Source organism: Deltaproteobacteria bacterium, from assembly GCA_009930495.1.
Lineage (GTDB): Bacteria > Desulfobacterota > Desulfovibrionia > Desulfovibrionales > Desulfomicrobiaceae > Desulfomicrobium.
The window spans coordinates 13,064-35,997 of record RZYB01000004.1 but is presented as its reverse complement, the minus strand read 5'-3'; the positions used below and the strand labels follow the sequence as shown (position 1 = coordinate 35,997).

Genomic DNA, 22,934 nt, shown 5'->3' with positions numbered 1-22,934 from the left:
GCCCACGATGTTTTTGAAGGTACGCAAGGAAGATATCATTGACGGATTGCTCAAGGCCGCGAACATCATCCCGACCAAGACCGGGGCGGCCTATCTGCGGACTGTCTGGCTACGGGCCGAGGACGACGCCCTGTCCATCCTGGCCACGGATTCCAGCATCGAATTCGTGGGCACCTACCCGGCCGTCATCAGTGACGGCGGCCTGGTCGGGGTATCCGGAAAAAAATTCTGCGACCTGATGCGCAAGATGCCTCCAGGTGAAATCCTGCTCAAGCTCGACGCCTCGGGCAAACACCTGCACATTGAACAGGGCCGCCGCAAATACAAACTTCCGGCCAACGAATCGTCCTGGTTTCAGGACTTCAATCCTTTTCCCGAGGAAAACGCGGTCCTTTGGTCGGGCGACTTCCTCAAGGAAATCATCGACCGCATCGCCTTCTGCATCTCCGACGACGAAGATCTGACCAGCATGAACTGCATCAAATTCTCGCCCGTGGAAGGCGACGACGTCGAGATTTGCGGTCTGAACGGACACCAATTCGGCCTGTTGCGGTTCACCAACGCCGACATCCACGCGGCCCTTGGCCAGGATGGGTTCCTGGTGTCCAAAAAATACCTGCTCGAAATCCGCAAATGGCTGACCAACGACGAAATCGAGATCAGCCTGTCGGACAAGCGCCTTTTCCTGCGCACCGAAAACAAAAAAGAAACCTTCAGCCTGCCGCTCAAGACCTATGTTTTCGCGGACTACCGCAACTTCATCAATCAATACACGAACCGCTTCGCCTCGACCCTGATCGTGGACAAACACGAACTAACCGACTCCCTGGATCGGATCTTCATTTTCAATACCGACGCCAACAAGGCCACATTCTTCAACTTCGGTCCCGAGGAACTGGCCCTGTCCTGCCAGGGCCAGGACATCGGCGAGGGCACGGAGCAGATCGGCTGCGCCTATTCCGGCGAGCTGTCCAAGATCGCCATGCAGACCAAGATCCTGCTGGACATCGTCAGCCACTTCAATTCCGATTCCCTGACCTTTTCCTTTGTCGGAGCCCTCGAACCCTGCAAAATCACCGGCAAGAACGATCCCAACTACATGGTTCTGACCATGCCCGTGGAAATCACCGAGGACACCTACTACAGTGAAGAAGAAATCTAGGGTTCGGTACCGTTCCCGAATATAACCATAAGAGAACTCATGACAAAAGCATCCACATATACCGCCGACAGCATTACCGTCCTGGAAGGTCTGTCCGCCGTGCGCAAACGGCCGGCCATGTATATTGGCTCCACCAATATCAATGGCCTGCACCATCTGGTGTACGAAGTCATCGACAACGCCATCGACGAGGCCATGGCCGGCTACTGCGACCAAATCAAGGTCACCGTGCACATGGACAACTCGGTCAGCATCATCGACAATGGTCGCGGCATCCCCGTGGACATGCACCCCAAGGAACACAAGCCGGCCTTGGAAGTGGTCATGACCGTGCTCCACGCCGGCGGCAAATTCGACAACGACACCTACAAGGTATCCGGCGGCCTGCATGGCGTGGGTGTGTCCGTGGTCAACGCCCTGTCCGAATACCTGGAGGTCACGGTCAGCCGGGGAGGCTTGCGCCATTACCAGCGCTACCGCCGCGGCGTGCCCGTGGCGCCCCTGAGCGTGGTCGGTGAAACCGACAAGACCGGCACCCTGGTCCGGTTCAAGCCCGACGAGGAAATTTTCGAGGAACTGGACTTCCAGTATGATGTCCTGGCCAAGCGCTTCGAGGAACTGGCCTATCTCAATCCGGGCATCAAGATCGAATTTTTCGACGAAAAAAGCCAAAACCGGGATGTCTTCAAATACGACGGCGGCCTGCCGCACTTCATCAAGAACAAGAACCAGGACAACGGCATCCACCGCATTGTCAGTGGTAGCGGCGAAATGGAGGGCGTGAGCATCGATTTCGCCCTGCAATACACGGCTGGCTATAAGGAAAACGTCTATACCTTCGCCAACAACATCCGCACCAAGGAAGGCGGCACCCACTTGCAGGGCTTCAAGACGGCCCTGACCCGGGCCATCAACACCTATATCACCAACAGCGCCGACCTGCCCAAGAAATTGAAGCAGAAGGTGTCCGGCGACGACGTGCGCGAGGGCCTGACCGCCATCATCAGCGTCAAGATTCCCAATCCGCAGTTCGAGGGCCAGACCAAGACCAAGCTCGGCAACTCCGAGGTGGCCGGCTACGTGGCGACCATGGTCTACGAAGCCCTGAACGAATTTTTCGGCGAAAATCCCAAGGACGTGCGGCTGATCATCGAAAAGGTCATTGACGCGGCCCGCGCCCGCGACGCGGCCCGGCGCGCCAGGGAACTGGTACGGCGCAAGGGCGCCCTGTCCGACAACGCCCTGCCCGGCAAATTGGCCGACTGCCAGAGCAAGGACCCGGCCGAAAGCGAGGTCTTCATCGTCGAGGGCGACTCCGCCGGCGGCTCGGCCAAACAGGGTCGCAACCCGAAATTCCAGGCCATTTTGCCCCTGCGTGGCAAAATTTTGAACGTGGAAAAAACCCGTTTCGACAAGATGCTCCAAAACAAGGAGATCAAGGCCCTGATCACGGCCATGGGCGCGGGCATCGGCGAGGACGAGGTGGACCTGGCCAAGCTCCGGTACCACAAGATCATCATCATGACCGACGCCGATGTGGACGGAGCGCATATCCGCACCCTGATCCTGACCTTCTTCTACCGCCAATACCAGCAACTCATTGAACAGGGCTACCTCTACATCGCCCAGCCGCCCCTGTACCGGGTGCACAAGGGCTCCTTCGAGCGCTACATCAAAAACGAGGAAGAGATGAGTGGCTTCCTGGTCCAACGCGTGACCGAGGAAATGACCGTCGCCACCCCCGAAGGCCCGGACATCGCCGGCCAGGAACTGACGGAGCTGCTCGACCGGATCCTGGCCCTGCGCGATCTGACCGTGGACGTGGCCAACATGGGCATTCCGGACGCCCTGTTCATCCACCTGCTGCAGTATGGCCAGGCGCTCGAACCCGAAACGGTCCGTGTTGCCGGCCTCGAACCCGCCTTCTTGGCCCACATGCGGGAACGGGAATACACGGTGGAACTGGTCAACGAACACGAGGACGGCCAAGAAGGCGTTGCCCTGGAAAACGAGACCCGGCACTATCTGCGTTTTGTCGACGCCAACAACCATGCCATCCGCCTGGGGTTGGAATTCTTCCACTCCAAGCGGTACCGCCGGGCCATGGAACTCCTGACTTCGATCCGCGAACGCTGCCCGGGTCCGGGCCATGTTATCCGGCACAAGGACATGGAAATGGAGGCCGCGAGCTATTTCGACCTCCTCCGCCAGGTCCTGGACCTGGCCCAGAAAGGCGTCAACGTACAGCGGTACAAGGGCCTAGGTGAAATGAACCCGGAGCAGCTGTGGGCCACGACCATGGACCCGGACGCACGAACCCTGCTGCGAGTGACTATCGACGACGCGGTCGAGGCCGACGAGCTGTTCACCAAACTCATGGGCGACAAGGTCGAGCCGAGGCGGGAATTCATCGAACGCAACGCCTTGGCCGTGACCGACCTTGATATTTAGTCCATACAGATTTTTACATTGAATTGAGGTAGATGTGTCCAACATCAGCATCGAGAAGGAACTCCAGAAATCCTATTTGGAATACTCCCTGAGCGTCATCATTGGCCGGGCCATCCCGGACGTGCGCGACGGGCTCAAACCCGTGCACCGGCGCATCCTGTTCGCCATGCACGAGCTGGGCAACACCTACAACCGGGCCTACAAAAAATCGGCCCGCGTCGTTGGTGATGTCATCGGTAAATTCCACCCCCATGGCGACTCGGCCGTGTACGACGCCCTGGTGCGCATGGCCCAGAACTTCAACATGCGCGACCCCCTGGTGGACGGTCAGGGCAATTTCGGGTCCATCGACGGCGACGCCGCGGCGGCCATGCGATACACCGAAGTGCGCATGTCCCGTTTGGCCGGCTCCTTTCTGGCCGACATCGAAAAGGACACGGTGGAATTTAGGCCCAACTACGACAACTCCCTGCAGGAACCATCCGTTCTGCCGACCAAGGTGCCCAACCTGCTCGTCAATGGCTCCTCGGGCATCGCCGTGGGCATGGCCACGAACATCCCGCCCCACAACCTGGGCGAGGTGGTCGCCGGCACCCTGCGCCTGCTGGACGACCCGCGCATATCCATCAACGACCTGATGCAGGACATCAAGGCGCCTGATTTCCCGACAGGCGCCCTGCTTTACGGCAAGTCCGGCATCCGCGAGGCCTACCACACCGGCCGAGGCTCGGTGCGCATCCGGTCCAGGATCGAGATCGAGAAACGCAAGGGCGACCTGGAATCCATCGTGGTCAAGGAAATCCCCTATGCCCTGAACAAATCCACCCTGGTCGAAAAAATCGCGATTCTGGTCAACGAACGCAAAATCGAGGGCATTTCGGACCTGCGCGACGAGTCGGACATGAAGGGCATCCGCATCGTCATGGACCTGAAAAAAGGCGTGTTCTCGGATGTCATCATCAACCAGCTCTTCAAATACACATCCCTGGAAACGAGCTTCGGCATCAACATGATGGCCGTGGTCAACAACCGGCCCCAGCTGCTGAATCTGAAGCAGGTCCTGGAATACTTTCTGGACTACCGGCGCGAGGTCGTCATCCGGCGCTCCCGCTTCGACCTCAGAAAGGCCCAACACCGGGCGCATATCCTGGAAGGTCTGCGCATCGCCCTGGATTTCATCGACGAAGTGGTCAGCCTGATCCGCGCCTCCAAGACCCCCCAGGAAGCCAAGGAACGACTGCGCGAACGCTTCGGCCTGTCCGAAATCCAGGCCCAGGCCATTTTGGACATGCGCCTGCAGCGCCTGACCAACCTGGAGCGCGAAAAACTGCTGGAGGAATACGCCGAGCTCCTGAAGCAGATCGAATACCTGACCAGCGTCATCGAGAATCCCGAGGTGCTCAAAGGCGTCATCCGACAGGAGCTCGAAGAATTGCGCGACACCTTCGCCACGCCGCGTAAATCCCAACTTCTGACGCACGACCCGGATTCCATCGACATCGAGGACATCATTCCGGACGATTCCGTGGTCATCACCCTGTCCCGCAACGGCTATCTCAAACGCACCAGCCTGGACAGCTACCGCCAACAGCGCCGGGGAGGCACGGGCATCACCGGCGTGCATGTCGCCGACGAGGACTTCATCACCTCCATCCTGACCACGTCCAATCACCAGTACCTGAACCTGTTCACCAACAAGGGCAGGATGTACCAGATCAAGGTCCATCAGATTCCCGAGGGCGGACGCACGGCCAGGGGCAAGCACGTGGCCAACCTGCTGCCCCTGGACAGCAACGAGTACATCGCCGCGGCCATGAGCTGTCGCGACCTGGACCAGGAAAAATACTATTTCTTCTATACCCGCCAGGGCGTGGTCAAACGCAGCTCCATCGAGCTCTATCGCAACATCCGCGCCGCCGGACTCATTGCCCTGGGCATGCGCGAGGACGACGAACTCATTGGCGTGAGCGAGGTGGAGGAAGGCGATGAGATGGTCCTGGTCACCGTGGACGGCTATTCCATCCGCTTTGCCTGCTCCGACGTGCGGGCCATGGGCCGTCAGGCCACCGGCGTGAAGGGCATCGCCCTGCGCAAGGGAGACCGGGTCGTGGCCGGCGTGGTCATCACCAAGGGCTCCACGCAGGAACTCCTGACCGTGGCCGAAAACGGCTATGGCAAGCGGACCCAGGTCGAGCACTTCCGGGCCCAGTCACGCGGCGGCAAGGGCATCATCAACATGCGCATCACCCCCAAGACCGGCAAGGTGGTCGGGGCCATGATGGTCCTGCCCACGGACGAGCTGATCCTTTTGACCTCGGGCAGCAAGATCATCCGCATCGGCATCTCCAGCATCAGCCTGGTTGGCCGGGCGGCCCAGGGCGTGCGCCTGGTCCGGCTGGAGGATGACCAGACCGTGATTTGTTTTGACCACGTTCCGGCCGAAAACGCCGAGGACGGCCCGGTCGCCGAAACCGTCGCGGCCGATCTGGAATTGGACGACACCGAAATCCCGGACGACGAGCCAACGACAGAGGACACGGACGACTGATCCACGCCGGGCCAGCGGCCCGGCGTGCGACTGGACGTTTCGCGCGTGGTCGTGTAGGGGAGCTGGCCATGAAATCTGATCGACGGACAGCATATGCTGAAGTACAAAGGGACGGGCGTCACGCCGGGTCCCTTTTTTTTCGCGACACGAAAACCCGGCCGGAGTCCGAGGAGACAGGCGCATGAATTGGCGGCACAAGGATTTACTCGACATTTCGCAGCTTGACCGGGACGAGGTCGGGCACGTCTTCGAGACGGCGGCCAGATTCGCCGAAGTGAACCAGCGGCCCATCAAAAAAGTGCCCATCCTCAAGGGCAAGAGCGTGGTCCTCTTTTTCGCCGAGGCCTCGACCCGGACCAAGACCTCTTTCGACATGGCTGGCAAGCGACTTTCGGCCGACACCTTCAGTCTGGCCAAATCCGGCAGCTCCCTGCAAAAAGGCGAAAGCCTCAAGGACACGGCCCTGACCCTGCAGGCCATGCACCCCGACGCCATCGTCATCCGGCATTGGCAGAGCGGCGCCGCCGCCTTCCTGGCCGAAAGACTGGATTGCTCCATCATCAACGCCGGCGACGGCTGGCACGCGCACCCCACCCAGGCCCTGCTCGATGGCTTCACCCTGAGCCGGGTCTGGGACACTTTTAAGGGCAGGACCGTGTGCATCCTGGGCGACATCGCCCACAGCCGGGTGGCCCGCTCCGATGTCCAGCTCCTGACCCTGCTCGGCGCCCGGGTGCGACTGTGCGCGCCGCGCACGCTCCTGCCCGCCGGCGTCGGATCCTGGCCCGTGGAAACCTTTACCGACGTGGCCACGGCCTGCGCGGGCGTGGACGCGGTCATTTGTCTGCGCCTGCAGCTTGAACGGCAACAGGCCGGCCTGCTGCCGGACCTGCGCGAGTACGCGTGCACCTATGGCCTGACCGGCCGGCACCTGAAAAACGCGGCGCCAAACGTCAAGATCATGCATCCCGGACCCATGAACCGGGGGCTGGAAATCGCTTCCGACCTCGCCGACTCGGGCGCGAGTCTGGTGCTCGACCAGGTCAGTGCCGGCGTGGCCGTGCGCATGACCCTTCTCCATCTTTTTCTGACCCGGTCCCGCATCGCGGCATAGGAGGTTCCCATGGCGACTTGTGATCTGATCATCCGCGATGTCCTGTGGCAGGACCGGGCGCGCGACCTTGTCCTGTTCCAAGGCCGGATCGTGGAACTGGCCGAGGCCGGCGTCGTGGTTCCCGAATCCGTCCCAACCCATGACGCCCAGGGCCTGCATCTGCTGCCCAGCCTGATCGACGCCCACGTCCATCTGCGCGAGCCCGGCCAGGAATACAAGGAAGACATCGCCTCCGGCCTGACCGCCGCCCTGCGGGGCGGCTTTGGCCAGGTCATGGCCATGGCCAACACCAACCCGGTCAACGATCGGGCCTCCGTGACCGAATTCATGCTGCACAAGGCGGCCCTGGCCTACCCGCACGGCCCGTGGGCGCGGCCCGTGGGCGCCCTGACCGTCGGCCTCCTGGGCAAGGAACTGGCTCCGGCCGGCGAGCTGGCCGGGGCCGGTTGCGTGGCCCTGTCCAACGATGGCCGGCCAGTGGAAAACAGCGAACTTTTTCGACGCGGCATGGAGTACGGGGCGGACTTCGGCCTGCGGGTCATCGACCACTGCGAGGACCCCTGGCTTGGAGCGGGCGGAGTCATGAACGAGGGGTTGGTCTCGGGGCGTCTGGGGCTTAAAGGGATCCCGTCCGTGTCCGAAGCCATGCAGGTTGCCCGGGACATTCTCCTGGCCGCGTATCTGAACATTCCCGTCCATCTGGCCCACATCAGCTGCCGGGAGTCCATCGAACTCATCGCCATGGCCAAGGCCAAGGGCGTGCCGGTCACGGCCGAAACCTGTCCGCATTATCTGCTCTGGGACGAAACCTGGGTCGAGGGCTACGACACCAGCGCCAAGGTCAATCCGCCCCTGCGCACCCGTGACGACGTCCTGGCCATGCGCCAAGCCGTGCGCGACGGCGTCATCGACATCCTGGTCACGGATCACGCCCCGCACGCGGCCCATGAAAAGGAAACGCCCTTCGACGAGGCACCCAACGGCATTTCCGGCCTGGATACGGCCCTGTCCCTGACCTATGAACTGGTTCGTGGCGGCGAGCTGGAACTTGGCGACATCGCCCGACTGTGGTGCTGGAACACGGCCACGATTTTCAACCTGCCGCGCAACACCTTCCAGCCCGGCGACCCGGCCGACTTCGTCCTCTTCGACCCGGACCAGGCCTGGATGGTCACGGCCGAAGCCCTGTGCTCCAAGGGCAAGAACACACCCTGTCTGGGCAAGGAACTCCCGGGACGGGTCATGGCCCACTTCCTGGGCGGACGGGAAATCTTCGCGCGCGACAAGGCGTCCCTGATCTAGGCCCTTCAACCAAAACGGATACGACAAAGCTGAATCATGGCCAAAATCCTTATCGTCGACGACGACCTGAGCCTGCGCGAAGTCCTGGAAATCGCCCTTTCCAAAAAGGGCCACGCCGTGTGGACCGCTCCGGATTCGGCCACGGCCCTGGACGTGCTGCAACGGGAGGCCATCGCCTTGATTCTGCTGGATCTGCGCCTGGGCAGGGAAAGCGGCATCGACCTCTTGGCGCGTATCCGCGAAACCTGGACCGAGGTCCCGGTGCTCATGGTCACGGCCTACGCCGACGCCAAAAGCGCCATCACGGCCATCAAGCATGGCGCCAAGGACTACATCACCAAACCCTTCGAGCTGGACGACCTGCTCTTCACCGTCGAACGGACCCTGGAAACGGCCCGTCTCAAGGAGGAAAACGCCTGGCTCAAGGGCCAAATCAATCGACAATACGGCGATATCATTGGCCAAAGCCCCCAAATGCAGGCAGTTTTCGACTTGGTGCGGCGCATCGCGCCGACGACCATCAACGTCCTCGTCACCGGCGAATCGGGCACGGGCAAGGAGCTTTTCGCCCGGGCCATTCACCAGCAAAGCCCCAGGGCCACCCATCCGTTCCTGGCCATCAACTGTGGCGGCCTGCCTGAAAACCTGGTCGAAAGCGAGCTCTTCGGATTCCGCAAGGGGGCTTTCACCAGCGCCGACCGCTCCAAGAAGGGGCTTCTGGAAATGGCCGAGGGCGGCACCATCTTTTTGGACGAGGTTGGCGAGCTGGCCGCGCCGACCCAGGTCAAGCTGCTGCGCTTTGTCCAGGAGCGCTGCTTCATCCCCCTGGGCGGCACCGAGGAATTGCACGCCGATGTGCGCATCATCACGGCCACCAACCGCAACATCGAGCAGTGCGTGGCCGAGGGCACCTTCCGCGAGGATCTGTATTACCGCCTCAGCGGGGTCAAGGTGCACCTGCCGCCGCTGCGCGAACGCGGTCAGGATATCCAGACCCTGGCCGACCATTTTTTGAAAAAAGCCTGCCAGACCCAAAAACGCGCCCTCAAGGGCTTCACCGGGGACGCCCGGAGCAAGCTGCTCCGCTACCATTATCCCGGCAATGTGCGGGAACTGGAAAACATCGTCGAACGGGCCGTGGCCCTGGAGCCCGGCGACACCGTGACCTCGGAAGCCCTGGTCATCTACGAAAAAATCCCCGCCGGCGAACTCGAATGCGGCCTCCAGAAAGTCCTGTCCGGGCAGCTGACCCTGGATGAATATCTGGCCACGCACGAACACAGGGTTCTTCAGGAGGCCATGCGCCGTTGCGGCGGACACAAGGGCCGGGCCGCCGAGATGGTCGGGCTCAATTTCCGGCAGTTCCGCTACCGCTTGACCAAGGTGGGGGAAAAAGATGAAGATATCTGATCTTTACCCGCTTGTTACAGACCTTTCGCCTACCGCACCCGATCATTCAAGGAGACATGGATGCCTCAGCCGATAAAAGAAGCCATCTCGATCTGCAAAACCATCATGCGCAACGGCTACGATGCCTACGTCATCAGCGCCGCGCTGCAACGCCGGGTCCTCGCCCACTCCCAGGATTCCGAGGTGGAAATTTGCACGGACATCGATCTGGACGGCCTCAAGGTGCTTTTCCCCGAGATCGAATCCGGCACCGCGGGAATCATGGCCCGCTTGATCCAGAATACCACGACCATTCTTTTCCACGCCGCCGACAACGCCGACGCCTCCCACCCCGAGGTCTGCGTGACCCAGATCACGCCGAACATGCTGCGCAAGCTGGAACAGGACGGCGATTTCCCCATGCACCTGGCCTGTCCGTATGTCCCTCGCTCCCAGGACGCCTACGACGGATTCGAAAACATCGCCGCCGGGCAGATCAAATTCGCGGGCATCCCGGACGAAACCCTCAAGCACGACTATCTCCGGGCCATCCGCGCCCTGCGCTTCTCCGCCAACTACCACCTGCCCATCGAGGAAAACTCCTGGATGTCGATTATCCGCGCCTCGCGCCGGGTTCTGGACTATGTCTCGGTGGCGGACATCATGGACGAGTGGCGCAAGGTCGAGGCCGAAAACATGTGGCGCTTCGCCGAATTGCTGTTCGACTCCATGATCCTGCATGGCCTGCTGCCGGAACTGGCCGCCCTGAGCCGTATTTTCCAGGCCACAAACGACGAGGGAGGCTCCCAATCCGTCTGGCAGCATACCCTGGACGTCATGCGCCGCTATCCCGAGGAACTCCCCTACGACTGGTACGGCACCCTGGCCTGTCTGTTCCATGACTGCGGCAAGCTCTACGCCGGCGAACAGTACGGCAAAAAGACCACCTTCTACCAGCACCACCGCATCGGAGCCAAGGTCACGCGCAAGATTCTGAAGCGTCTGCGCCTCAACACCGAGGAAGTGGATCTGGTCGTCAATCTGGTTCGCAACCACATGCGTTTCCATTTCATGCTCACGGACAAGGGCATCCGCCGCTTCAAGGCCCTGGACGATTACCCGCGCCTGATCGAAATGGCCCGGGCGGATATCAAGGCCACGGGCGGCAACTACACGGAATTCAATCATAACATGAAGATGCTGGAACGGGCCGACATCCGCGAGGAGCTGCTCGAACCGCTGCTGAACGGCAAGCAAATCATGGACATCGCCGCCATCAAGCCAGGTCCGACCGTGGGCTTGATCCGGGACAGCCTGCTCCAGGCCCAGATCGCGGGCGACGTCAACAACCAGGAAGAGGCCGAGCGTTTTGTCCTGGCCTACAAGGAAAAAAACCAGCTCTAATAGCTTTTATTCATTTGTTTTCTTCCCTCGCCGAAGGCACGAGGACCGCCCTGGCCGCGATCCTTGTGCCTTTGCGATTCCGGACAGGTAATGCGCAACATTCTTGAATTGACCTATCCCGAGCTGGAATCCGCCATCCTGGCCATGGGGCATCAGGCCTTTCGGGCCCGACAGCTCTGGCAATGGCTGTGGCGGCGCGGCGCGCGGGATTTCGCCCAGATGACCAATATCGCCAAGAACTTTCGGGAGCAGTTGCAACGGGAATGGGCGGTGGCCTGGCCGGCGACCTCGGAAACACGGGTCAGTTCCGACGGAACCATCAAATTCCTGCTGGAGCTGGCCGATGGCGCCACGGTGGAAAGCGTGCTCATCCCGGACAAGGGGCGCTACACGCAATGCCTGTCCTGCCAAATCGGTTGCCCCATGGGCTGCACCTTCTGCAGCACGGGGCTCATGGGCTTTGTCCGGAACATGACCGGCGGGGAAATCGCGGCCCAGATCCTGGTGGCGCGGGAGTACCTGCGGGCCCACGGTCTGGCCGAGGAAATCAAGAATCTCGTCTATATGGGCATGGGAGAGCCGCTTTTGAACTGGGACGAGGTCCGCAAAAGCCTGCATATCGTGTCCCATGCCGAGGGGCTGGAATTTTCCCGGCGGCGGATCACCCTATCCACCTGCGCCGTCAAGGGGCGGCTGCGCTGCTTCGAGGCCGAGGGTCTGGCGCTGCCCGCCATTTCCCTGCACGCCCCGACCCAGGACATTCGGGAAAAGCTCATGCCCGGCGCCGCCGCCTGGCACATCGACGACCTGATCAAGACCCTGCAAGAATTCACGCTCCGCCCCCGGGAACGGGTGACCATTGAGTACATCCTGATCCGAAACGTCAACGACAGGCTGGAGCACGCCCGCCAGTTGGTGCGCCTTTTGTCGCACCTCAAGTGCAAGATCAATCTGATCGCCTACAATCCCGGTCCGGGCATCGCCTACGAGGCGCCGGACCCGGCCGATGTGTTGGCGTTCGAGGAGCTGTTGCGCGCCAAGGGGTTCACCGTGACCCTGCGCAAGAGCAAGGGACAGGACATCGCGGCGGCCTGCGGTCAGCTCAAGACCGAAGTCGATGGCCACGCGCAAACGATCACCCAGTAAGCAAGGATACAGCGTGGACAAACCCAATTTTGCCAAGGGCGGCGGTCTCATTCCGGCCATTGCCCAGGACGCGGCCAGCGGCGAGGTGCTGATGCTCGCCTACATGAACGAAGAGGCCTGGAACACAACCCTCGAAACCGGCGAGGTGCACTACTACAGCCGCAGCCGGGATTGCCTGTGGCACAAGGGCGGCACGTCCGGGCACGTGCAGAAGGTGGTGTCCATCGCCCTGGACTGCGACCAGGACACGGTCCTGGTCAAGGTGGAACAAATCGGCGGCGCGGCCTGCCACACCGGCCGCAGAAGCTGCTTTTATCGTCAACGCGACGCTCGGGGGCAGTGGTCGGACTGCTCCCCCATGGTGTTCGATCCCAAGGAGGTTTACAAATAATGGCTGACGGAAAACAAATGCGTATCGGCATTCCCAAGGGTTCCCTGGAGGAAGCCACGATCAAGCTTTTCGCCAAGGCGGGATGGAAAATTACCTCCCACCATCGCAACTATTTCCCGGAAATCAACGACCCGGAATTGACCTGCTCCCTGTGCCGGGCCCAGGAAATGGCCCGCTACGTGGAAAGCGGCCTGCTCGACGCCGGCCTGACCGGCCGGGACTGGATTCTGGAAAACCAGTCCGACGTGGTCGTGGTTGACGACCTGATCTACTCCAAGGCCAGCAACCGTCCGGCCAAATGGGTTCTGGCCGTGGCTGGCGACGCCCCGTACAAGCGCCCCGAGGATCTGGCCGGCAAAAAAATCGCCACGGAATTCGTGGGCTTCACCCGCCGTTATTTCGAATCCGCCGGCATCCCGGTCGAGGTCGAATACTCCTGGGGCGCCACCGAGGCCAAGGTTGTCGAAGGGCTGGTGGACGGCATCGTCGAAATCACCGAGACCGGCACGACGATCAAGGCCCATGGCCTGCGCATCATCGCCGAGCTGCTCCAGACCAACACCCAGCTCATCGCCAACAAAAATTCCTGGAACGATCCCTGGAAGCGGGCCAAGATCGAAAACATGAACATCCTGCTTCAGGGCGCCCTGCGGGCCGACAAGCTCGTCGCCCTAAAGATGAACGCGCCGGCCGAGGCCGTGGACAAGGTCATGTCGCTGCTGCCGAGCATGAACTCGCCGACCGTGGCCCATCTGCACAATTCGGACTGGCTGTCCATCGAAACCGTGGTCGAGGCCACCCTGGTGCGCGATCTGGTTCCCCGGTTGTTGTCCGTGGGCGCGGAAGCCATCATCGAATACTCCCTGAACAAGGTCATCTGATCCGATCACCGCGAGCGGCCCCGCCAAGGGCCAAGGAAGAAACGTATGAAAACATCCCTCCTGGTGCTTTTCGTTTGTGTATTTCTGGCCGGATGCGGAGCGCGCTCCGGTTCCGGCGGCTTGTCCTCGGACATGGGCAGCCGCGAGGTCCAGCTGCGCCTGGATCTGGTCGAATCCCATGTCAAAAACGACCAGCCCCAACGGGCCTTGCAAGAGCTGCTCAAGGTCGAGGACCAGGCCGGCCACCTGTCCCGGTTTCATTTCGACGCGGGCATGGTCTACCTTGGTCTGAACGAATTGGAAAAATCACGGGAGGGCTTTGCCCGGGCCACGCAAATCGACGACGACTTCGGCGAGGCCTGGAACAACCTGGGCAAGGTCCTGGAGGCCTTGGGCAAGATCCAGGAGGCCGAGGCCGCCTACACCAAGTCCATCTCCATTCTGACCTATCTCACTCCGGAATTTCCAGCCTACAACCTTGGCGCCATGTACCTTGGCCAGGGGCGGGCCAAGGATGCCGAGGCCGCCGCGCGCAAGGCCCTGGCCAAAAACTGGCGCTATCTTCCGGGCTACAAGCTCCTCGGCGAGGCATTGATCGCCCAAAACCGCGTCGATGAAGCCGAAACCGTGCTCCGGGATGGCATGGAAGCGGACCTGGAAAGCACCTACCTGACACTGGCCCTGGCCGAACTCCACATGCGCACCGGCAAACAGCACGAGGCCCGGGAACTGTTCGAACGCATCGTCACCCTGAACCCAAAATCCAATGATGCCAAAGTGGCCCAGGATTACCTGGGCATCCTCCAATGACACCTCCGAGGACGCCCCTCGCGTTCTCGGGATAAATCCCTGGATTTTCGATTTCGCGGCCTTCAACCTGTGGTCCAGACCGGCCGGGTTGTTGGCCGTTCTGGACATGCTGCGCGCGGCGGGAACCCATGTCGCCCTGCTGGATTGTCTGGACCAAACCTGGTCCGACGCGCCCTGGCCCAGGCCCCACGCCACGGGCAAGGGACATTACCCCAAGCATCTGGCCGCCAAGCCATCCGTTCTGCGTGATGTCCCACGCCGCTTCAGCCGTTACGGCCAAGACCCGGAATTGGTCCGGGTGGCGCTGGCGGCCCTGAACCCGCCGCCGGACCTGATCCTGATCACCAGCATCATGACCTATTGGTATCCGGGCGCCCGCGAGGCCATCGCCATGGCGCGCGACATCTGGCCAAAAACACCCGTGGTCCTTGGCGGAATTTACGCCTCCCTCTGTCCGGACCATGCCGCCGGATTGGAGGCGGATCTGGTGCTGGGAGGAAAATTCGAGGACCCCGCCAACTGGTCGCGCCTCTGGAAACTCCTTGGCCAGACCACGCCGGCCGTGCCCGCCAACGCCGGGATGCATCTGGCCCTGGACCTATACGCCGACCCGGCGTTTTCAATCGTCCTTGGTTCGCGCGGCTGTCCGTTCCGATGCCCGTATTGCGCCAGCCACAGCCTGCATCCCACCTTCCGCCAAGCCCCGGCCCCGGAGCTTTTGGCCGGCATCAGGCGCGAGTACGCGCGTGGCGTGCGGGACTTCGCCTTTTACGACGACGCGCTGCTGGTCCAGCCGGGAACCTGGCTTTGGCCGCTCCTGGAGTGGTTCACGGGCAAAAACGCCCGCCTGCACACGCCCAACGCCATGCACATCCGCTATCTGACCCCGGAAGTATGCGCGCGGCTGAAGCGGGCCGGATTTTCGACCATCCGCCTCGGCCTGGAAACCGTCGATTTCGCCCACCGGCTGGACGCCAAGCTGTCGCGGGAGCAATGGGAAGCGGGACTGGCCGCCCTGCGCGGCGCGGGCTTTGGGCCGGACCGTGTCGGCGCCTATATTTTGTTTGGGCTGCCCGATCAGGACATGGGAGAAGTGGAGCGGACCATCCGTCTGGTCCGGGCAAGCGGCATCAAGCCGGATCTGGCCTTTTTCACACCGATTCCAACCAGCCCGCTTTTCGAGCGGGCCCGGGAGGTGTCGATGTTTCCCGTGGACACGGAACCACTGTGCCAAAACAATTCCATCTGGCCGTGCGTGCCGGGCGGATTTTCCTGGGACGCGGCCATGTATTGGCGAAAAGTGGTCGGCGGGTAGTCTAGTCGGACTCGACGTGCAACAGGTCTTCCTCGTCGAGATCCTCGGGAAATTCGCCGGAATCCAGATCGCAGAATCCATAGCCCACCGAGCACATGGGCAACCCCAGCAGCTCGACCAGACTCAGATGACGGTCCACGGCCAGGGTGAAGCCACAGTCATGATCCGGGCAATGGAGGATTTCGTTGATTTCCTCGGACGAGGCGTCGGAGTTGAAATACTGGGACAGCAATTCCGCCTTGCCCCCCTGGGCCCGGGGCCGGCTCCTGCCCTCGCCGTCCAGGGACGGCGCCGGCGACCTGTAGGTGTCCAGCAGTTCGCCGTCGGCATACAGCCAGTAGCGAAAAAGCTCCTCGTCCACGGCTTGGACCGCCAGCGCCGAGCAGCCGAAGTACCCGGAAAGGTCCTCGGCCAAGTCGGTCAGGATGCGGATTTCTCCCTCGTCGCTGTCCATTTCATACACGGTGGTCAGGCCATCCTCGGTCGGCGAAACAAAGGCGCAGCGTCCCTGGTTGCCAAGTTCATGAAGAATGTCCCGTGCCTTCGGCCCTTTAAGTGTAATATTGGCGTATGTCGTTCCCATATGTGGGTTCTTCAAACAGAATCCAGGCCAACTTGCAAGCCTGGAAGAGCACCCGGGACGCATTCTCCGGCCGGCATGGTGGGGCTTGAGAAAGATCATGGCTTCGCGTACCCCTCGCGGTATTGGCCCGGGACCATTTCCGGGCCTTTTCCATGACTGTCGAACGTGAACAGGAGCCCGCCGCGACCGGACGGGCTGGTCCAACATATCAGGAGGAACCATGAGTGCAGTGAAGGCGCTATGCGCCGGGGAAACAGGCAAGGGAGTGGTCATTCAGGGCAACATGGCCTTTGCCGTGGGCTGTGTGCGGGCGGGCTTCCACGCCGCCGACGGGTATCCGGGCACGCCGAGCACCGAGGTCATCGACAAGGGCCTGTCCCAGGTCCAGGATCTGATCACCGTGGGCTGGTCCGTGAACGAGGCCGTGGCCGCGGGCGTGGGCTTCGGCCACACCCTGGCCGGCAGCGACTGTGTCGTGACCATGAAAATTCCGGGCCTTTTCCAGGCCGCCGACGTCATCACCAGCTCGGCCTTTTACACCGGCCAGCGCGGCAGCCTCGTCTATTATATCGCCAGCGACTACACGCCCAGCTCCACCCAGCATCTGGTGGACCCGCGCCATATGCTCAAAAGCTGCTGCATTCCGGTCTTCGAGCCGCGCAACCACCAGGAAATGCATGAGGCCGCGCGGATCGCCGCCGATCTGGGGCGCCGTTTCCACACCCCCGTGGCCGTCATCGCCTCCGGCGTGCTCTGTCACAGCGAAGGCCTGGTCCGTCTGATGGAACCGCGCATGCGCGAAAAAGCGCCTCTGCCGGAACGCATGAGCGACTTCATCACCCTGCCCAATCGGGCGCGCATGTTCCACGACCAGGTCCGCACGACCCGCATTCCGGCCCTGCGCGAAATAGTCGAACAAAGCCCTCTCAACATCTGGACCAAGGGCGCGGGCAAGATCGGTGTCATCACCCACGGCGTGAATGGCCTGTTCGTGGACGAGGTCCGCGCGACTTCCGGCCAAGACATCGACGTCCTGTCCCTGGGCTTCACCTATCCCCTGCCCATGCAGCTCGCCCGCCGTTTTTGCGAGAGCATCGACGGCCCAGTTTTTGTCATCGAGGACGGACACCGCTTCATCCAGGACAGTCTGCTGGCCGCCGGGCTCATGGTCCAGGGCAAGGGCGAGGACGAAACGGTCACGGAGTGGACTCCGGCCCTGATCGCGGCCCGACTCGGCCTGAAGCTGGAAACGCGTGCGTCCGAGGTGGCCAGCCTGCCCCGGCCGCCCATGATCTGCGCGGGCTGTCCGTATCGTCTTTTCGGCCAAATTGTCGGCAAGATGCGCAAAAAAGGCACGTTGGAGGCCGTGTTCGGAGATATCGGCTGCAACACCCTGCTCCATTTCCTAAATGCCATGGACACGGCCCTGGCCATGGGCGCGAGCGAGGCCAAGCGCCTGGGCTATGTCCTGTCCCGGCCCGAGGCCGCCAGTAAATGCCTGGCCGTGCTCGGCGACGGCACCGAATGCCACAGCGGCATGGACGCCACCCGCAACACCATTTTCCGCAACATCCCCGGCGTGAAGGTCATCCTCAACAATGAGTGGACGGCCATGACCGGCGGCCAGCCCTCGCCGACATCTCCCGCCAATCTGGCCGGCGACCCCAACGTGTTCGATTTGAACGCCAGCCTCGAGGCCCACGGCGCGAACGTCGTCGAAGCCAGCGGCTACGACAAAAAAGGCCTGGAAAAAGCCCTCAAGGACAGTCTGGCCCTGGCTGAAAACGGAACCTTCACCACCCTGGTCGTCACCGGCACCTGCATCCGCAAGATGCCCAAGGAGGCCTACGGCGTGAAGATGGCCGTGGACGCGGATCTGTGCAAGAGATGCGGCCTGTGCCAAATCTGTCCGGGCATCGAGGCCGACAGCGAGGGTCTGCCCCGCTTCAACAACATCTGCACAGGGTGCGTGGGTCAGAATCCCGCCTGCGCCCAGATGTGCCCGGTGGGGGCCATCGCGCCGGCCAAGGATCAAAGCGTGTGCGGCCTGGCCTCCTGCCCGGAGTTGCCCACTCCGCCCGAATCCATCGCCCTGCCCGATGCCGGAAAACTGCCACCATTTTTGTCCGTGGCCGTGCGCGGCGTGGGCGGTCAGGGCAACCTCTTCTTCGGCCGGGTCCTGACCCAGCTGGCGTATCTGCTGGGCTACGACCAACAGAACATCCTCAAGGGCGAGACCCACGGCATGGCCCAGATGGGTGGCCCGGTCATCAGCACCTTTGCCTGTGGCGCGGTTCATTCGCCGGTGCTCATGCCCGGCACCTGCCAGTGCCTGGTCAGCATGGAACGCAGCGAGGTCTTCCGACCGGGTTTCCTGGACATGCTCCGGCCCGGCGGCACGGTCATCCTGGCCGACACGGCCATCATGCCCCCGGCCTTCGATCCGGCCAAATACCCGACCGTGGACGCCGTGCGCCAGGCTCTGGACGGGTACAACGTCATTGACGTGGACGTCCTGAACACGGCCCTGGGCCTGGGCGACCCGACCGGCCGCTGCGCCAACGTGGTCATGATCGGCGTTTTGAGCACGGTCGCCCCGTTTAACTCCTTCCCCTCCGAATACTGGCTCCAGGCCTTGAAAAACGTCAGCCCCAAGCCGGCCATCTGGCGGACCAACCACGCCGCCTTCCTGGCCGGCCGGAAACTGGGCGGACAATAGCACGGCCAGGGGGCAGATCCCCAAACCACGCACATCATCAAGCGGGCTTACGGCCCGCTTTTTTTATGCGCCACAAATCCCCATGTGGTGGCGCCCCATCGCCCGCCGCCGCCCTGGCACAGGATTTGCCCACGCGCCCCGCCTGTGCTAGGGAGCCGTGACCCACGCGGCCCACGTCCGCGCCATCCCCACGCCAACCCCCCTTTTCTGGAGAAGACATGAGTGATCTCAAGAAGATGTATCATACCCTGAACCGGGATTCCTTCCCGGCCGACCTCACCCTGACCATTGGCGACCAGACCATACGGTTCACCAAGAAAACCTGGAACATCGGCGGCGAACAAAAGGGCCTGCGCTACGGCGAAAATCCGGATCAACCCGCGGCCCTGTACGAGGTGGCCGACAGCTCCTTTTCCATGGACGGTGTCGCCTTCCAGCACGGCCAGCACAAGCTGGTTTCCAGCCTGACCGAGGACAACCTGATCCAGTCCGGCAAGCATCCGGGCAAGATCAACCTGACCGACGTCGACAACGGCATCAACATGCTCCAGTACCTCGCGGCCAAGCCCGCGGCCATCATCTTGAAGCACAACAACCCCTGCGGCGCGGCCTGGTCCGATGACGGACTGCACGCGGCCCTGACCAAGGCCTTTGGGGCCGATCGCATCGCCGCCTTCGGCGGCACCATCGTGGTCAACCGTCCCCTGGACAAGGCCTGCGCGGAATTTATCAATTCCAGCTATTTCGAGGTTGTCGCGGCTCCGGAATTCGAGCCCGGCGCCCTGGACGTGCTGACCACCAAGAAAAATCTGCGCATCATCCGTATCCCGGCCCTGGGCAAGCTCGAAGACATGGTCGGCACCCCGTTCCTGGACATCAAGTCCCTGGTGGACGGAGGCCTGATCATCCAGGCGTCCTTCCGCAACCGCATCCTCGGCGTGGATGATTTCCTGCCGGCCGCGGCCACCAAGGACGGCCAGACCGTCCTGGCCCGTAAACCCACCCCCAAGGAAGCCGATGACCTGCTCTTCGCCTGGGCCGTGGAAGCCGGCGTGACCTCCAATTCCATCATTTTCGCCCGCGACGGGGCCACCGTGTCCATCGGCACCGGCGAGCAGGATCGCGTCGGTTGTGTCGAGCTGACCATCCAGAAGGCTCACACCAAATACGCCGACAAGCTGGCCTTTGAACGGCATGGCCTGTCCCTGTACGAACTCAAGCTCAAGGCCAGGGACGACGCCGACCTGAATTCCTCCCTGACCGAAATCCTGGCCCGGACGGAACGGGACAAGGGCGGCCTGCCCGGCACGGTTTTGGTTTCGGACGGCTTCTTCCCCTTCCGCGACGGCGTCGATCTGGCCATTGCCCAGGGCGTGACGGCCATCGCCCAGCCCGGCGGCTCCATCCGCGACCTCGAAGTCATCCAGGCCGTCAACGAGGCCGCTCCCCAGGTGGCCATGGTCTTTACAGGGCAGCGCTCGTTCAAGCATTGATCACGGTCCAATCCCGCCCCTCGGCCCGCAACCGGACCTTGGGGCGGGCGTTCGGCGGCACGCGGGGCACAGTCCCCTCGTCCCCGTCATCAAACGTTTCACCGCCGCCCGGAGCCCCCGGGCGACGCAATGCCGCCAGAAGCGGAGCGCGCGACGCGCATAAGGTCTTGTATGTCCATCTTTCCTCCCCTTTTGCCAGGCTGCATCATGGAATTTCTGCAGGACAACCAGCCGGTCACGGCCTGGGTTCTGGATGTCCAGGGGGCGCGGTTGCGGGTCTTCACGTCGGGCCAGCGCGAGCTGAAGCTCCCCCTGTCCCGCGCCCTGCCCTGGACCGGTCCGCAGTGTAGCGCCGGCGCCAGCCGACAGGAGATGCTCGATCTGCTGCGCACCCACCACGGCCGCCGCGAGCGTCTGGCCGAGGCCGTCGATGCCCTGGAGCTCTGGGATCTGGCCCAGGGCGAGCTGGACGAGGCGGAAATCGACTGGTTCGCCAGTCTGGTCTTTGACACGCCCAACCCCGATCAGCTGGCCGCACTGGGCCGCAAGCTGCTCCAGACCAAGACCCATTTCAAATTTTCCCCGCCCAAGTTCGAAATCTACCCCCGCGAGACGGTCGAACGCCGCCAGGAGGAAATGCGCAAGGCCCAGGAACGGGAACGTCTGGTCGGTTTCGGGCAGGTCTTTCTGCGCGGCTTGTGGGACGCCTTCACCAAGCGCAAGGCCACCCCGCCCCAGCCCGACGCGGAACAGACCCAGCGCATCCACGACCTGCTCATGACCCGCATCGCCAATCCCGACGACCGGGACTCCGAGGCGTTGTGGAAGACCATGAGTCAGGGGCTGCCCGAGGACCCGTTCCTGCCCCTGTATCTGGCCCAGGCCTGGGGCATCGTGCCGCCGCATTTCAATTTTCATCTGGCCCGGGCCCAGTACGACTGGACGCCGGATTGGGCAGGGGAACACGCCCAAGCCGTGGAGGACATCGCACGCCGCGTCCTGGCCGGCCGGACCGCGCCCGTGACCAGCATCGTGACCATCGACTCGGCCAGCACCCAGGACATCGACGACGGCTTCAGCCTGGAGCGAACCGCGTCCGGCTTCACCCTGCGCCAGGCCCTGGCCTGCCCGCCCCTGGGCTGGGAGTTCGGATCAAGCCTGGATCGGGCCGTGCTGCACCGGTTCACGTCCCTGTACCTGCCCGAGGGCACCAGCCACATGCTGCCCGAGGCGCTGGGCACGGCCTTTTTCAGCCTGAACGCGGGCCAGGAGCGTCCGGCCCTGGTCATCACCTTTGATCTGGATGAAAACGGCGCCCTCCGGTCCTTCGAGCCGGCCATCGCCTGGATCCACGTGGACGCCAACCTGACCTATGCCGGAGTGGAGGCGGACATCGCCGCCGGCACGACGGCCATGCTGGCCTCGGCCCGCGATCTGGCCGCCCTGCTCCGCGCCCAGCGCATCCACGACCACGCCGTGATCATGGACCAGCCCGACCCGCGTCTGGTCCTGTCCGGGGACCCGGCCAACCCCACCGTCGAGGTGCGCCAGTCCGTGTCCACGCCCGAGGCCCAGATGATCGTGTCCGAATTCATGATCCTGGCCAACAAGGCCATGGCCGCCTGGGCCCTGGACAACGACGTGCCCCTGCTCTTCCGGACCCAGAACATCACCCTGCCGGCCGAAAGCGCCGGCGTCTGGAGCGAGCCCACGGACATCTACCGGATCATCAACAACATGGGCCCGTCCATTCTGGAGTGCGAGCCCAAGCGCCACGCCACCATCGGCGCCAAGGCCTACGCGCCGGTGACCTCGCCCCTGCGCCGCTACTCGGACTTTCTCAACATGGCCCAGATCCTGGCCAAACTGACCGGCCAGGGACGACTGCTGACCAAGGACGAACTGGAACGCCTGCTGCCCATCCTGTCCAGCCGGGCGGAAATGACCGGACAGGTCCAGCGCATGCGCCCACGCTACTGGAAATGCGAATACTTCCGGCAAAATCACAAAAAAACACGCTGGTCCGGGATCATCGTCGATGCCGGCCCGGTCCTGGTGACCATCTCCCTGCCGGACATGCAGCTCTTCCTCAAGGCGCCGCGCAAAATCTTTGGCGACAAAATCCGCCTGGGCCAACGCTTTGCCATCCGCATTGGCAAGGTCGATCCCCTGAACAACGAAATCAAGATCGTCGAGGCCTGGGAAGAGGAATGATCTTGTTCACGA

The 22,934-nt window shown here is 62.5% G+C and carries 16 protein-coding genes; 15 read left to right on the top strand and 1 reads right to left on the bottom strand.

Annotated elements, in window-relative coordinates:
* Positions 1 to 7 precede the first annotated feature (7 nt).
* The 12 genes from EOL86_01135 to EOL86_01080 all read left to right on the top strand — a co-directional run bounded on the left by EOL86_01135 (position 8) and on the right by EOL86_01080 (position 15,913).
* Entirely contained in the window at positions 8 to 1,162 is a 1,155-nt protein-coding gene (locus EOL86_01135; GenBank protein ID NCD24185.1) for a DNA polymerase III subunit beta, read from the top strand.
* A 39-nt stretch (positions 1,163 to 1,201) separates the two neighbouring features.
* Positions 1,202 to 3,613 carry a DNA topoisomerase (ATP-hydrolyzing) subunit B gene (gyrB, locus tag EOL86_01130; GenBank protein NCD24184.1) on the top strand — a complete coding sequence of 804 codons (2,412 nt, stop codon included), beginning with the start codon at positions 1,202 to 1,204 and terminating at the stop codon, positions 3,611 to 3,613.
* A 34-nt stretch (positions 3,614 to 3,647) separates the two neighbouring features.
* Positions 3,648 to 6,161 (top strand): DNA gyrase subunit A, encoded by a 2,514-nt coding sequence (gene gyrA, locus EOL86_01125; GenBank protein NCD24183.1) that lies wholly within the window; start codon positions 3,648 to 3,650, stop codon positions 6,159 to 6,161.
* A gap of 181 nt (positions 6,162 to 6,342) precedes the next feature.
* A complete protein-coding gene (locus EOL86_01120) occupies positions 6,343 to 7,275 on the top strand; it encodes an aspartate carbamoyltransferase catalytic subunit (GenBank protein ID NCD24182.1) in 933 nt (310 codons plus the stop codon).
* Positions 7,276 to 7,284: 9 nt separating this feature from the next.
* A complete protein-coding gene (locus EOL86_01115) occupies positions 7,285 to 8,577 on the top strand; it encodes a dihydroorotase (protein NCD24181.1) in 1,293 nt (430 codons plus the stop codon).
* A gap of 36 nt (positions 8,578 to 8,613) precedes the next feature.
* Positions 8,614 to 9,987, top strand: a complete 1,374-nt coding sequence (locus tag EOL86_01110) for a sigma-54-dependent Fis family transcriptional regulator (protein NCD24180.1) — start codon at positions 8,614 to 8,616, stop codon at positions 9,985 to 9,987.
* 60 nt (positions 9,988 to 10,047) lie between these two features.
* Complete coding sequence (locus EOL86_01105) at positions 10,048 to 11,370, top strand: HD domain-containing protein (GenBank protein NCD24179.1); 1,323 nt, start codon at positions 10,048 to 10,050, stop codon at positions 11,368 to 11,370.
* Between the two features lie 90 nt (positions 11,371 to 11,460).
* Complete coding sequence (gene rlmN / locus EOL86_01100) at positions 11,461 to 12,516, top strand: 23S rRNA (adenine(2503)-C(2))-methyltransferase RlmN (GenBank protein NCD24178.1); 1,056 nt, start codon at positions 11,461 to 11,463, stop codon at positions 12,514 to 12,516.
* A gap of 13 nt (positions 12,517 to 12,529) precedes the next feature.
* The gene (gene hisI / locus EOL86_01095) at positions 12,530 to 12,907 is read left to right on the top strand and encodes a phosphoribosyl-AMP cyclohydrolase (GenBank protein NCD24177.1); all 378 of its coding nucleotides are present in this window, start codon (positions 12,530 to 12,532) and stop codon (positions 12,905 to 12,907) included.
* A complete protein-coding gene (locus EOL86_01090; protein ID NCD24176.1) occupies positions 12,907 to 13,788 on the top strand; it encodes an ATP phosphoribosyltransferase in 882 nt (293 codons plus the stop codon). Before hisI ends, EOL86_01090 begins: the two co-directional genes overlap by 1 nt.
* A gap of 45 nt (positions 13,789 to 13,833) precedes the next feature.
* Positions 13,834 to 14,598, top strand: a complete 765-nt coding sequence (locus EOL86_01085; GenBank protein NCD24175.1) for a tetratricopeptide repeat protein — start codon at positions 13,834 to 13,836, stop codon at positions 14,596 to 14,598.
* Entirely contained in the window at positions 14,555 to 15,913 is a 1,359-nt protein-coding gene (locus tag EOL86_01080) for a radical SAM protein (GenBank protein ID NCD24174.1), read from the top strand. The genes EOL86_01085 and EOL86_01080 overlap by 44 nt, the downstream gene beginning before the upstream one ends.
* A gap of 1 nt (position 15,914) precedes the next feature.
* Here the strand turns inward: EOL86_01080 and EOL86_01075 are convergent, their stop codons facing one another.
* Positions 15,915 to 16,496: a hypothetical protein gene (locus tag EOL86_01075; GenBank protein ID NCD24173.1), complete on the bottom strand. Its 582-nt coding sequence runs from the start codon at positions 16,494 to 16,496 to the stop codon at positions 15,915 to 15,917.
* A gap of 220 nt (positions 16,497 to 16,716) precedes the next feature.
* Here EOL86_01075 and EOL86_01070 point away from each other — a divergent pair, with 220 nt between their 5' ends.
* The 3 genes from EOL86_01070 (at position 16,717) to EOL86_01060 (ending at position 22,922) form a co-directional block, all read left to right on the top strand.
* Positions 16,717 to 19,215: a pyruvate ferredoxin oxidoreductase gene (locus tag EOL86_01070; GenBank protein NCD24172.1), complete on the top strand. Its 2,499-nt coding sequence runs from the start codon at positions 16,717 to 16,719 to the stop codon at positions 19,213 to 19,215.
* Between the two features lie 218 nt (positions 19,216 to 19,433).
* Entirely contained in the window at positions 19,434 to 20,708 is a 1,275-nt protein-coding gene (locus EOL86_01065; protein NCD24171.1) for an IMP cyclohydrolase, read from the top strand.
* Between the two features lie 171 nt (positions 20,709 to 20,879).
* Positions 20,880 to 22,922 carry an RNB domain-containing ribonuclease gene (locus EOL86_01060; protein NCD24170.1) on the top strand — a complete coding sequence of 681 codons (2,043 nt, stop codon included), beginning with the start codon at positions 20,880 to 20,882 and terminating at the stop codon, positions 22,920 to 22,922.
* Positions 22,923 to 22,934 lie beyond the last annotated feature (12 nt).